The 12364-nt window shown below is 72.7% G+C and carries 13 protein-coding genes and 1 tRNA gene; 2 read left to right on the top strand and 12 right to left on the bottom strand.

Annotated features, from left to right (window positions below; translation table 11 throughout):
• Positions 1 to 51 precede the first annotated feature (51 nt).
• Complete coding sequence (locus FHX39_RS04840; protein ID WP_332836668.1) at positions 52 to 858, top strand: DeoR/GlpR family DNA-binding transcription regulator; 807 nt, start codon at positions 52 to 54, stop codon at positions 856 to 858.
• A 16-nt stretch (positions 859 to 874) separates the two neighbouring features.
• On the opposite strand, the gene FHX39_RS04835 is transcribed toward FHX39_RS04840, so the two are convergent.
• The 6 genes from FHX39_RS04835 to FHX39_RS04810 all read right to left on the bottom strand — a co-directional run bounded on the left by FHX39_RS04835 (position 875) and on the right by FHX39_RS04810 (position 7705).
• A complete protein-coding gene (locus tag FHX39_RS04835; protein WP_198423258.1) occupies positions 875 to 1864 on the bottom strand; it encodes an N-acetylglucosamine kinase in 990 nt (329 codons plus the stop codon).
• On the bottom strand, positions 1861 to 3060 hold the full coding sequence (locus FHX39_RS22015; protein WP_183337038.1) for an SIS domain-containing protein: 1200 nt from the start codon (positions 3058 to 3060) through the stop codon (positions 1861 to 1863). The genes FHX39_RS04835 and FHX39_RS22015 overlap by 4 nt, the downstream gene beginning before the upstream one ends.
• Positions 3057 to 4445, bottom strand: coding sequence for a family 4 glycosyl hydrolase (locus FHX39_RS04825; protein ID WP_183337037.1), 1389 nt, complete (start codon positions 4443 to 4445; stop codon positions 3057 to 3059). The genes FHX39_RS22015 and FHX39_RS04825 overlap by 4 nt, the downstream gene beginning before the upstream one ends.
• Positions 4446 to 4512: 67 nt before the next feature.
• Complete coding sequence (locus FHX39_RS04820; protein ID WP_183337036.1) at positions 4513 to 5415, bottom strand: carbohydrate ABC transporter permease; 903 nt, start codon at positions 5413 to 5415, stop codon at positions 4513 to 4515.
• Entirely contained in the window at positions 5412 to 6368 is a 957-nt protein-coding gene (locus FHX39_RS22010) for a carbohydrate ABC transporter permease (protein WP_183337035.1), read from the bottom strand. Before FHX39_RS22010 ends, FHX39_RS04820 begins: the two co-directional genes overlap by 4 nt.
• Complete coding sequence (locus FHX39_RS04810) at positions 6365 to 7705, bottom strand: extracellular solute-binding protein (RefSeq protein ID WP_183337034.1); 1341 nt, start codon at positions 7703 to 7705, stop codon at positions 6365 to 6367. The genes FHX39_RS22010 and FHX39_RS04810 overlap by 4 nt, the downstream gene beginning before the upstream one ends.
• 216 nt (positions 7706 to 7921) lie before the next feature.
• Here FHX39_RS04810 and FHX39_RS04805 point away from each other — a divergent pair, with 216 nt between their 5' ends.
• A complete protein-coding gene (locus FHX39_RS04805; protein ID WP_183337033.1) occupies positions 7922 to 8674 on the top strand; it encodes a DeoR/GlpR family DNA-binding transcription regulator in 753 nt (250 codons plus the stop codon).
• Between the two features lie 17 nt (positions 8675 to 8691).
• Here the strand turns inward: FHX39_RS04805 and FHX39_RS04800 are convergent, their stop codons facing one another.
• From FHX39_RS04800 to FHX39_RS04775, 6 genes are all read right to left on the bottom strand, one after another.
• The gene (locus tag FHX39_RS04800) at positions 8692 to 10179 is read right to left on the bottom strand and encodes a right-handed parallel beta-helix repeat-containing protein (RefSeq protein WP_183337032.1); all 1488 of its coding nucleotides are present in this window, start codon (positions 10177 to 10179) and stop codon (positions 8692 to 8694) included.
• 134 nt (positions 10180 to 10313) lie between these two features.
• Positions 10314 to 10386 (bottom strand) — tRNA-Ala (locus FHX39_RS04795).
• Positions 10387 to 10456: 70 nt separating this feature from the next.
• Positions 10457 to 11086, bottom strand: a complete 630-nt coding sequence (locus tag FHX39_RS04790) for a histidine phosphatase family protein (protein WP_183337031.1) — start codon at positions 11084 to 11086, stop codon at positions 10457 to 10459.
• Positions 11083 to 11451: a ribosome silencing factor gene (gene rsfS / locus FHX39_RS04785; RefSeq protein ID WP_183337030.1), complete on the bottom strand. Its 369-nt coding sequence runs from the start codon at positions 11449 to 11451 to the stop codon at positions 11083 to 11085. Before rsfS ends, FHX39_RS04790 begins: the two co-directional genes overlap by 4 nt.
• 88 nt (positions 11452 to 11539) lie before the next feature.
• Positions 11540 to 12205 carry a nicotinate-nucleotide adenylyltransferase gene (gene nadD, locus FHX39_RS04780; protein WP_408631480.1) on the bottom strand — a complete coding sequence of 222 codons (666 nt, stop codon included), beginning with the start codon at positions 12203 to 12205 and terminating at the stop codon, positions 11540 to 11542.
• Positions 12206 to 12213: 8 nt separating this feature from the next.
• The gene (locus FHX39_RS04775) at positions 12214 to 12354 is read right to left on the bottom strand and encodes a hypothetical protein (RefSeq protein ID WP_183337029.1); all 141 of its coding nucleotides are present in this window, start codon (positions 12352 to 12354) and stop codon (positions 12214 to 12216) included.
• Between the last annotated feature and the right edge of the window lie 10 nt (positions 12355 to 12364).

Below are 12364 nucleotides of genomic sequence, written 5' to 3'. Positions count from 1 at the left end.
GCTCACCACCAGCGAGCGATCAGGGCTGGCCGGAGGGAACGGGGTGGCGCGGTGGACGGAGGGCTGGAGTCACGGCTCCGGTCGTCGACGACCCAGCGGGCCCGGCGGCTGACCGCGGTCCTGGACCTGGTCGCGCAGCGACGGACCGTCACGCTCGCCGAGCTCACCGAGGGCCTCGGCATCTCGCCGGCCACCGCTCGTCGTGACCTCACCGAGCTGGCCGACCAGCGCCTCGTCATCCGCACCCACGGCGGGGCGACCGTCGCCGAGGGGCGTACGGAGCTGCCGGTCGCGCTTCGCGGCACGCAGTACGCCGACGCGAAGCGCGCGATCGCCCGGGCCATGGCCGTCCGGCTGCCCACCGGCCGGCACGTCGTCGCCCTGAGCGGTGGCACGACGACCGCCGCGGTCGCGCGGGAGCTCCAGTGGCGTCAGGACCTGACGGTCGTCACCAACTCGCTGACGATCGCCAACCTGCTCAGCGGGCGGGGTCGCGTCCGGGTCGTGGTCACGGGTGGGTTCCTGCGGCCCGAGTCGCTCGAGCTGGTCGGTGCCCTGGCCGAGCACACGTTCGCCTCCGTGAACCTCGGGACCGCCGTCCTCGGCGCCGACGGGGTCGGCGCCGCGGCGGGCGTGACCACGCACGACGAGACGGAGGCGCGCACCAACCACGCCATGGTGGCGCGGGCGCAGCGGACGGTCGTCGTGGCCGACGGCTCCAAGATCGGGCGCGTCGCGTTCGCGCAGATGGCCGACCTCGCGTCGGTGTCCATGATCATCACCGACGCGTCCGCGGACGCGGACGAGCTCGAGCTGGTCCGCGCGGCCGGCGTCGAGGTCGTCGTGGCGGACGCCTGAGGAGCACGTCTCCGGGTCAGCCGGACGCCTCGAGACGGGCCAGCGCGTCGGGGTCGAGCGGGGCGCCGACCTCGCGGGCCGCGTAGAGCGCGGCGCCGACGGCGGGGCTGAAGCGGGACGGCCGCAGGACGAGGCCGCCGACCGACCGGAGCCGGTCGGCGAAGGCGGCACGGACGAGTGGCGCGCCGAAGACGCCGCCGGAGCCGGTCACGGGCACCACCGCGCCGGCCGGGAAGCGCAGGCGGTCCGCCGCGACCAGCGCCAGGCGAGCGAGCTCGGCCACCGCGTCGTCGACGATCCGACGGGCGGCGGGGTCGCCCTCCTCGGCGGCCCGCACCACCAGCGGCGCGAGCCCGGCGATGGTGCGCCGGTCCCCCTGCCACCGCTCGTGCACGAGGCTGACCAGGTCGAGCGGGTCGTCGAGCCCGAGCCGTTCGCCCAGCAGCCCGTGGAGAGCCCCGACGGGCTCTCGGCCGTCGGTCATCTGCGTCCAGGCCTGCAGGCCGCGGATCCCCAGCCAGTAGGCCGAGCCCTCGTCGCCGAACAGCTCGCCCCAGCCGCCGACCCGGGCGCGGAGGTCCCCGCGCTCGCCGTAGCTCATCGACCCGGTCCCGCTCACCACGTTCACCCCGGCCGCCAGCGCGAGCGAGCCCGCCCACCCGCACACCATGTCGTTGTCGCAGCGGTACCGGTGGTGCCCGAGGACCTCCCCGGGGATCGCGTCGACCTCGGCCAGGTCGTCCGAGGCCTCCCCGTAGCCGGGCAGCCCGAAGAACGCCCCCTCGACAGCCGCGACCTCGATGCCGGCGTCGGCGCACACGGCGGGCACGGCGGCCGCGAGCACCTCCCTGACCAGGCCCGGGCCGCTCCCCTGCCCGGCGCCCAGGTAGTAGCAGCTCGGGGCGTCGCGCTCCGCCAGCAGCCGCCCGTCCGCCGACACCAGGCAGAGCGCGGTCTTCGTCCCTCCGCCGTCGACCCCGAGGAACACGGCCGGCGCGACGCTCACGCCGTGTACGGGTGCACGCTCACGCCGCGCACCACCCGGTTCACCTCGCCGGAGGGGAACGGGTTGTCCGGCGTCAGCCCCCGGACGATCGAGCTCCTCAGCGCGAACAGCTGGACGAACACGGCGTAGACCACCGCGGCCGGGACGTCGCCCAGCCCGTCCAGCCCGTCCACCCGCCACGTCCAGCCGGCCCCCTGCTGCACCGCCGCCGGCAGCGGACCGCCGCCGAGCACCGCGACCTGCCCGGGGTCGAGGTCGCGGACCAGCTCGGCGACGATGTCGTCGTCGTAGCGCGCGGTGTACGCGTCGGTGGAGCGGAGCACGACCACCATCGTGTCGTCGGTGAGCATCGCCTTGGGCCCGTGGCGGAAGCCGAGCGGGCTGTCGTGCTGACCGAGGACGCCGCCGGCCGTCAGCTCCAGCAGCTTGAGCGCCGCCTCCTGCGCCAGTCCGGCGAGCGGCCCGCTGCCGAGGTACGCCACCCGGCTGAAGCCGCGCTCGGCCAGGGCGGCGACCTCGCCGGCGGCGCTCAGTAGCTCGTCCGCCCCCCGGGCCAGCCGGTCGACGACCTCGGCGGCCGTCCCGGTCCCGGTCAGGGCGAACCAGCAGCCCAGCACCATCGTGGTGAAGCTCGACGTCATGGCGAAGCCGACGTCGTGCGTCGCGGGCGGCATCAGCAGCACGAGGGCGCGGTCGTCCGCGGCGTACGCGTGCGCGAGGTCGCTGTCGCCGTGGCAGCACACGACGAGGTGGTGGACCGAGGTCAGCAGCTGGTCGGCGAGGGCCGCGGCGGCCACGCTCTCGGGGCTGTTCCCGGACCGGGCGAAGGAGACGAGCAGCGTCGGGACGTCCTCGACGAAGACGGCACCGGGCCCGCCCACGATTGTGGTCGAGGCGACGGGGTCGACCCGCCGACGCATCGCCTGCGCGAGGGCAGGCGCCAACAGCTCGCCGGCGAAGGCCGACGTGCCGGCGCCGGTGAGCACGATCCGCAGGTGGGGCCGGGCCAGCAACGGCTCGAGGAAGGCCTCGATCTCGCCGGCTCGCTCCCCGAGGGTCACGGCCAGCTCGCGCCAGACCCGGGGCTGCTGGGCGATCTCGCGGGCGGTGGCCGACGTGCCCCAGCCCTCGCCGCCGGGTCCGGCCGGGGCGGCCGGGTTGGCGGGGTTGGCGAGGGCACCCTCGTGCGTGCTCACGCGGCCTCCGTCCGTACGGCGTCGGCCGGGCGGGCGAAGGCGCTCAGCGCAGCGCCGTGGGCACGCACCGCGTCGTCCAGGATCCGCCGGGCGACGTCCGGGCCGGGCACCAACGGGTCCAGCGCCAGGGCCTGGACGGCCAGCTCGCGGTCGCCCCGGAGCGCGGCCTGCACGGTCAGCTCCTGCTGGTACGCCCGGGCCGTCACGACCGCGGCGATGGCGGGCGGCAGCGGACCGACTGCGAGGGGTGTCACCCCGCGGGCGCCCACCACGGCCGGGACCTCCACCACGGCCTCGGGGGGCAGCCCGGTGATGGCGCCGGCGTTGGGCAGGTTCACGGCGAGCTCCATGTGGTCCCGGCCGGTGACGAGCGCCTCCACGATCGACACGAGCCGCTCGGCCTCCTGGTTGTCCCCGACCCGGACCGCGGGGGCCGTGCCGTCGGCCTGGTCGTGCAGCTGCTGCCAGAGGTCGGCCTTCTGGTCGATGTAGCGGATCGTGTCGTCGCGCCCGCCCTGCAGCCCCCACGGCAGCGCGTCCTCGTGCACCGGCGCACCGTCCGCGCTCCTCAGGTACCAGCCGAAGAACTCGGCGACGTGGCGGTCCCCGGGTGCCGGGTAGCGCCCGAACGTGCGGTAGAGGTCGGCCGAGACGGCGAGGTGGACGCCCTCGGTCGACGCGCTCGGCGCGTCCCGGCCGCCGGCGCGCTCGGCGACGAGCGCCGCGAGGCGGGGGTAGAGGTCCTCCGACCCGACGCGGTAGTCGAGCAGCCAGCACAGGTGGTTGAGCCCCGCGAACGTGGCGTGCACCTCCGACGCGCGGTCGGTCAGGCCGAGGTCCGCGTTCAACTTCGTGAGCGTGTGCGCGGTGCCGTGGCACAGCCCGATCGTCGGGACGCCGGTCTCGGCGGTGATCCCGCGGACGTTGGCGGTGAGCGGGTTGGAGTAGTTGACGAGCTGCGCCCCGGGCGCGAGGTCGGCCACGTCGCGCGCGATCGCCACCAGCTCGGGCACGTGCCGCAGCGCTCGCAGCACGCCGCCCGGCCCGACGCTGTCGCCCACGGTCTGGACGATCCCGTGGCGGCCGGGCACCTCGAGGTCCAGGCGCCACCCCTTCGCCGCCCCGACCGCGACCGTGGTCGTCACCACCCGCGCGCCCGGCAGCGCCTCGCGGCGGTCGGTGTGCGGGACGAACGTGAGGTCGGCTCCCCGGGCCTCCGCCATCCGGCGCCCGACGCGGGCCATCACCTCGGCGGCCTCGCCGTTCAGGTCGACCAGGTGCACCGTCCAGCCGGCGAAGGTCGGCGAACCGACGAGGTCGCTCATCAGGCCTGGGGTGAAGACGGTGCTGCCCGCCCCGATCAGCACGATCGACCGGCCCGTCATCACGCCACGTCTCTCGGGCTCGCGGCTGCGGTGCTGCGTGTGGAGGTCATGACGGTTCCGTCCCTGCTCACTTGGAGCTGCCCGCGAGCAGCCCGTTGACGATGTAGCGGTTGAAGGTCAGCGCGAGCGCGGCCGGCACGATGATCGCCAGCACGCCGGCCGCGTTCAGCAGCGTCGAGGGGACGACGTGCCGGCCCTGCAGCGCGGCGATCACCACGGTCAGCGGCTGCGTCGACAGGTCGCTGGACAGCACGAGCGGGAACAGGAACTGCCCCCACGCGAAGAGGAACGTGATCAGCGCGGTCGAGATGATCCCGGGCACGGCGAGCGGGAGCAGCAGGTGGCGGAGCACCTGCAGGCGGCTGGCGCCGTCGATCAGGCCCGCCTCCTCGATCCCTTGCGGGATGGAGGCGAAGTAGTTGTGCAGCACCCAGGTCGCCAGCGGCAGGAAGCCGGAGACGTACACGAGCACGATGCCGGTGTAGGTGTTGACCAGCCCGAAGAGGCTCATGATCCGGTAGAGCGGGATCAGCGTCGTGTACGGCGGGAAGGCCATCGTCGCGAGCACCGCGTAGAAGAAGACGTTGCGCCCGCGGAAGCGGAAGCGCGCGAAGGCGTACGCCGCCAGCGTCGCCAGCACCACCGTGACGATCGTGGCCAGACCGCACTCCACGACGATGTTCAGCGCGGACCGGCGGATCTGCCCCGGCACGTCGCTGTCCGCGGTGAGCAGGTTCGCGTAGTTCTTCAGCGTCGGGTGCAGCGGCACGTACTGCGTGTCCCGCGCCCGGGCGTCGGACTCCGTCTGCAGGCTCGTCTTCACCGCCCAGTAGATCGGGACGAGCGACCACAGCACGGCCAGCACGAGCCCCACCACGCGTCCGGGCGTCATCCGGGACTTGGGTCGGCGTCGCCGACGCGGCGGTGTCGCCGTGGCCGGGCGGGGTGCTGCCGTCAGCGTGGCGCTCACAGCTCGACCTTGCGGTAGACGGCCTTGACGATCAGCAGCGAGCCGACGAGGGTCACGACGGTGATGCCGAGGCTGAGGGCGTAGCCCTGCCCGAAGTCGAGGTTCTGGAAGCTGACGAAGTAGGTCTGCATGGTCACCGTCGACGCGGTCGCCGCCGCGCCGTTGAGGACGTACGGCTGGTCGAAGACGTTCAGGGTGGCGACCAGGGCCTGCACCATGCAGACCGCGATGCCCGGACGGGCGAGGGGGAGCGTGATCGAGCGGATGGCGCCCCAGCGGCCGCAGCCGTCGATCTCCGCGGCCTCGTAGAGCTCGTCGGGGATGAGTTGCAGCGCGGCGAGGACGAGCAGGACCGACAGCGGCGTGATCTGCCAGACCTGCACGAGCTCGATGAGGAAGATCGTCAGCAGGCGGTCCTGGCCGAGCAGCAGGTGCCCGCCGCCGAGCCCGAGGTCACCCATCAGGCTGGAGACCAGACCGGCGTTGGGGTCGAAGATGCCGCTCCAGAGGATGCCCTCGACGACGCCCGGCAGCGCCCACGGCAGGATCAGCACCGCGATGACCAGGCTCCGCCCGCGGAACGGTCGCTGCAGCAGGATCGCCATGGCGATCCCCAGGACGGTGGAGAGCGTCACGCCGATCACCACGTAGAGGGCGGTGTTGGCGATGCTGCTGCGGATCGCGGCGTCCTCCGCCAGCGCCCGGAAGTTGTCCAGGCCGGAGAAGCGCGTGGGCGGGTCGAGCGCGTTCACCGTGAAGAACGACTGCACGATCGTGAAGACCGCGGGCACCAGGGCGAGGCCGGCGATGAAGAGGATCACCGGCGCGATCAGGACGTACGGCAGCGGGCTCGTCCGGGCGCTGCTCCGGCGGGCGGTCGGGGACGGCTCGTCGCCGCCCCCGACTCCCCCGCGCGGGACCTCGGCGACCCCCGCCGGTCGGAGTGCGGTCACTGCCCGCCGGCCAGCTTGGTCGCGGTGTCACCGATGGTCTTGATGGCCGCGTCGACGGTCGTCGAGCCGGTGGCCGCGGCGTGCAGGTTCGTGTAGACGGCGTTGGAGAACTGCGGGTACCAGGTCGGGGCGCCACCCTCGAAGACCGGCTTGGACCCGGACAGCATCTGGGACAGCTCCTCGCCGTAGACCAGGTTGCCGCTGGCCGTCATCTTCTCGACGGCCGACAGCCGCGACGGGATCGGGAAGGCGGTGAAGGCCTTCTCCGGGCCGTTCACGCCCGCGAAGTCGACCTGCTGGGACTCGGAGGTGAACCAGTCGATGAACTTCGCCGCCGCCTGCGGGTACTTGGCCTCCTTGGGGATGCCGACGCCGTCGGGGTTGCTGAGGTTGGCCGTCGGCCCGTCGACGCCCGGGGTCCGGAGGTAGCGGACCTGGCCCTTGACCGACGACTGCTCGGGCACGTCGTAGAGCGTCCCGACCGTGCCGGAGTAGTCGGAGAAGATGCTCGCGACCTCGCCCTTGGCCATCAGCGTCTGCTGGCCCTGGCTGTCGCTGACGTTGATGTTGCCGGGCGGCACGAGCCCGTTCTTCATGGCGTCGACCATCCACTGCGCCGCCTGGTAGCCGCCGGACGCCGGGTCGGTGAACTGCGGCTTGCCGGCGCCGTCGAGCACGGTGCCGCCGAAGGCCGCCGTGGCCTCGTACCAGTAGGTCGACAGCCCCTCGGCCGCGGCGAAGGGGATGTTCAGGGGGTGCTCGACGTCGCCCTTCGCCTTCACCTTCTGCAGGGCCGCGGTGTACTCCGTCATCGTCGTCGGCATCGTCTCGACCCCGGCGTCGTCGAACATCTTCTTGTTCACCGTCGTGACCATGAAGGAGGCGTCGTACGGGATCCCCACGACCTTGCCGTCGCTGGTGAAAGACGCCAGCTGAGGCATGTCCGCCTTCATCGCCTCGACGTCGAGGTAGTCGCCCATCGGGTAGAACCAGCCGAGCTTGCCCAGCTGCCCGACCCGGGACCAGTCGACGTCGGTCGCGTCGGCGAAGTAGGTCTTCGCGGTCGCCGCGGCCGAGATCTTGGTCTGCAGGCTGTCCCAGTCGACGTTCACCCAGTTGACCGTGATCCCGGTCTGCTTCGTGAAGTCGTCGAGCGCGGCCTTCGGCGGCGGGTCGGCGGCCAGGGCCACCGTGATCGTCACGCCGCTGGTCTGCGTCGAGCCGCCGCCGGCCTGCCCGCCGCCCCCGCCGCCGCAGCCCGCGAGCAGCAGCACCGCTGAGCCCAGCCCTGCGGCGAGCCGCAGCGTCGCCCGTCCCGATCGGCCGGTGGTGGTCATGTCGCGCCTCCGTGTTCCTCCGGACGAGGTCACGCCCGGACGAGGTTGATCAGGGTGCGCACCAGTGAGCACTTTCGCCCGTGCTGCGCGTTCGTGCTCCTGAACCAAGCATTTCGGGCCTCGGAGGTCAACAGTTCGGTGCAGACGCGCAGAGAAGTGATCACTTGCGCAGAGCGTTCACCGCATGTCCGCGCGTCGGGTTGCTACAGTCCGGGCGTGCAGCGCGCCGAGCGGCTCAATGTGATCCTCGAGCGGGTCGGCGTCGAGGGCCGGGTCGACGTGGGCGGCCTGGCGGACCGGCTCGGGGTCTCCGGGGCCACGGTCCGGCGCGACCTGCAGGCGCTGAGCCGGAACCAGCTGCTGGTCCGGACCCACGGGGGCGCCGTCTCGCAGCGGGCGGACGCCGAGGTGCCCGCCAGGATCAAGGCCGTGCTTGCCCAGCCGGAGAAGCGCCGCATCGCCCGCGCCGCCGACGCCCTGGTCGGCGACGGTGCGGTGGTCGGCCTGACCGGCGGCTCGACCACCCTCGAGCTCGCCCGCGTGCTGCTGGGACGTCGCGGCCTCACCGTCGTCACCAACTCCCTCGACGTCGCCTCCGAGCTCGCCGGCCGGGCCGGCATCCACCTCGTGGTGATCGGCGGCATCGTGCGGCGTTCACGCGAGCTCGTCGGGCCGGCGGCGGAGACGATGCTGGCCAATTACCACCTCGACCTCGCCGTCATCGGCGTCGACGGGCTCTCGTCCGCGGGCTGCACCACGTACGACGAGATGGAGGCCACGACCGACGCGGCCTTCCTGCAGCAGGCGCGGCGGCGGGTGGTCGTCGCGGACAGCTCCAAGATCGGCAGGGTCACGTTCGCCCGGATCAGCCCGCTCTCGGGCATCACCGACCTCGTCACCGACCGCGGCGCCCCGGCCGAGGCGCTCGAGCCGATCCGGCAGGCCGGCGTCGCGGTCGTCACGGTCTGACGCCCGGCGACCGTGCCTCAGCGCTGCGGCAGGTGCGGCTTGCGGAACCGGCTGTGCCGGTCCTGCCCGGTCGCCCGTCGGTAGGTGTCGAACCCCGTGTACGTCGTCCCGAGCGACCCGAACGTCGCCCGGCCCGGACGTCCACCCGTCGTCCAGTAGGTGTTGTGGTCGGCCCGCAGCGGCGTGCTGAGTCCGTCGCTCTCCGCACCCGCGGTCGTCCCGATCAGCGCGCGGGCGTCGTTCGTCGCCCAGACGACGTTGTGCTCGAACGTGGTGCGGTAGACGGAGAACTGCACGAGGACCTCCGGCGACCCGTCGTCGAGCCGGTTGTTGCCGCGCAGGGTGTTGTGGACGAAGCGGTTGTCGTGGGCGATGCCGGTCCGCTCGCCGCCACAGGACTCGGCGCCGTTGCAGTACCCGCCGGTGGCGATGCCGACGTACGCGCTCTCGGTGATCAGGTTGCGCGAGACCAGGACGTGGTCGGCGCTCCCCCGGGCGTTCTCCGCCGCGACCTCGATGCCGATGTCGCTGCCCGTGACCGTGTTCCGCTCGATGCGGATTGAGGTGCCCCCGTCGACGTAGATCCCGTCCGCGCAGTTGCACCACTCCCCGTCCTCGAAGTAGGTGGGGTTGCCCTTGGAGACGATGTTGCGGACCGTGTTGTCGGCGATCACGCCGTTGCGGGCCCGGTTGCGGTCGGTGTAGCGGTACGGCGCGGGCAGGGTCGGCTCGTAGCCGATCGCGTCGATGCCGATGTTGTTGTTGTCGTGGACGTCGTTCCCGCTGACCCGCCAGCCGTCCACGTTCCCGTTGACGACGACCGACTCGCTCGCCCCGAGCACGAGGTGGTCGACCTCGTTGCCCTCGATCACCAGCCCGGTGATCGGGTGCTCGACGGAGTCGCCGTAGACGGCGATGCCGTGGGCGTTGAGGTCGTAGCTGCCGAGCGTGGGGTTGTCGTTGCCCATCGCGTGCACGTGGTTGCCGCGCAGCGTGACGTCGCGGGCGGCGCCGTGGACGTAGAGGCCGATCGGCATCGCGTCGAGCGCGGCGGTCCGGTAGCCCGTGATCTCGAGCCCCTCGATCGTGACCGAGCGGCTCCCGTCGAGGGCGACCATCGCGCTGCGGCCGTCCGGCACGGTCAGCCCGGACCCGTCGAGGACCGGGTGCTCCCCGCCGTACGGGCGCACCACCAGGTCGTGCACGGACGGGCCCAGGCTGATCCGCTCGTCGTACCGGCCGCCGCGCAGCAGCACGGTCCCGCCGGACCCCAACCGCGAGACCGCGGCCGCCACCGTCGCCAACGGGTGCCGGACGGTCCCGGCCGCCCGGTCGTCCCCGCGCGTGGACACCACGAGCACGTGCGCCTGCTCGCGCGGGGGGGCGGCGGCAGCGCCAACTCCGCCGGCGCTGATGCCCACGGCGACCAGGGCCGCCACGAGGAGGGCCCCGGCACGACGCCGACGTGACGCGCGTCCTGGTCGTGCAGCGGTCGGAAGGTTCATGGGCAGGTCCTCACCGTGCGACAGGTTCCCGGGCTCTCGCGTCATCCTGCTGCGTCGGACGCGATCTGCCCACGGTGAAGGTCGTAGTGCTCACCGCGGCTGAGCGCCGCTCGAGCTGCTCAAGTGAAGAAAGGTGGAGCTTAGGGGATTCGAACCCCTGACCTCTTCCATGCCATGGAAGCGCGCTACCAACTGCGCCAAAGCCCCTCGCTGTTCAGGCTGCCGAGCCTCGACCCCGCCGCACGAACCCCAGAAGACTACCAACCGTCCCGGGTGCTCACGAAATCGTCTCCTGGACGGACACGTCGTACGCGGCCACCCGCCAGTACCCGCCGCCGCGGTGCCGCTGCAGGACGGCCCACGCGCAGTTGTCCAGGCTGCCGAACGTGCGCCAGTGGGCGAACGGCAGCTCCAGCAGCCGGCACATGCCCGCCCGGCCGGCGAGACCGTGCGTGGTGACGACGACGGTCGCCCCGTCCACCGCGGACTCGCCGATCTCGGTCAGGGCCTGCGCGACGCGCTCCCCCACCTCCGACACCGTCTCGCCCGTCGCGGACCGTCGGACGTCCTCGCCACGCCGCAGGGCCGCGTACGCCTCGGGGTCGGACGCGTCGAGGTCAGAGCCCTGCAGCCCCTCCCAGGTCCCCACGTGGATCTCGCGGAGCCGGGGGTCGAGGCGCGCCTCGAGACCGGTCACCGAGGTCAGCGCGGCAGCGGTGGTCCGGGTGCGACCGAGGTCGCTCGCCCACAGCTCGGTCGGCTCGAGGGCGGCGAGGACGGGAGCGGCCGCGCGCGCCTGGGCGAGTCCCGTCGCGTTGAGGGGGATGTCGGCCTGCCCCTGGAACCGGGTGGCCACGTTCCAGTCGGTCTGACCGTGCCGCCACAGGACGAGGCGGTCCGCGGTCACCGCCGGATGTCCAGGTCGAGCCTGATCGGAGGGGTGTCCTGCCAGAGGCGCTCGAGGGCGTAGAAGCGGCGCTCCTCGGCGTGCTGCACGTGCACCACGAGGTCGAGGTAGTCCAGCAGGACCCAGCGCTGCTCGCGGTCGCCCTCGCGCCGTACGGGCTTGGCCCCCAGCTCGCGGAGCGCCTCCTCGACCCCGTCGACGACGGAGCCGACCTGGCGCTCGTTCGTCGCAGTGATGACGAGGAAGACGTCGGTGATGGCGAGCTGCTCGGAGACGTCGAAGGCGACGATCTCGGTGCCGAGCTTGTCGGCGGCGGCCTGGGCGGCGGCCTGCGTCAGCTCGAGCGCGTGCTCGGTGGCGGTCATGGTGTTCCTTACGTCCGGGGCGTGCCACGCCTCGGGCGCAGGCTCAACCTGTCAAGAGTGCCAGATCCGGCCAACCGGGTCGGCGGCGTCACGGGAGGTAGAGCCCCCGCTTGGCGATGTACTGGACCACGCCGTCCGGCACGAGGTACCAGACCGGCTCGGCCTCGGCCACCCGGCCGCGGCAGGCCGTCGACGAGATCGACAGGGCCGGGATCTCCAGGAGCGTGACGCGTTCCTGGGGCAGGGAGGCGATGGTCGGGGTGTCGATCTCCACGCCGGGCCGCGAGCAGCCGACGAAGTGGGCGAGGTCGAACAGCTTGTCCGAGTTCCGCCAGGTCAGGATCTGGTCGAGGGCGTCGGCGCCGGTGATGAAGAACAGCTCGGTGTCGTCGCCGCGCTCGTCGCGGATGTCGACCAGCGTGTCGTACGTGTACGTCGGCCCCGGGCGGTCGATGTCGACCCGGCTCACGCTGAAGCGGGGGTTCGAGGCCGTCGCGATGACGGTCATCAGGTAGCGGTCCTCGGCGGCCGACACCTCGCGGTCGGCCTTCTGCCAGGGCTCGCCGGTCGGGACGAAGACGACCTCGTCGAGCGCGAACCGGGTTGCGACCTCGCTCGCGGCCACGAGGTGGCCGTGGTGGATGGGGTCGAACGTCCCGCCCATCACTCCGAGGCGGTGCCGCTCCCCGTTCTTGCGGGGTTGACGGGCCAGCCCCGTCGAGACGACGTGGTCGTGCGGCGTACGGACGGTCACGGGCAGCCTCAGCTGTGCGGGCGACCCTTGCCGATGGAGATCGTGATCGCCAGCATCAGGTGCAGGATGATGAAAGCGATCAGCCCGAAGCCCCACGCCGGGATCGGCAGCTCACGCTCGGTCTCGAGCAGCGCCAGTCCGAAGTTCATGCGGGAACTC

This window comes from Microlunatus antarcticus, assembly GCF_014193425.1.
Lineage (GTDB): Bacteria > Actinomycetota > Actinomycetes > Propionibacteriales > Propionibacteriaceae > Microlunatus > Microlunatus antarcticus.
The sequence above is the reverse complement of the archived record's forward strand: the minus strand, read 5'-3'. Positions and strand labels throughout refer to the sequence as shown.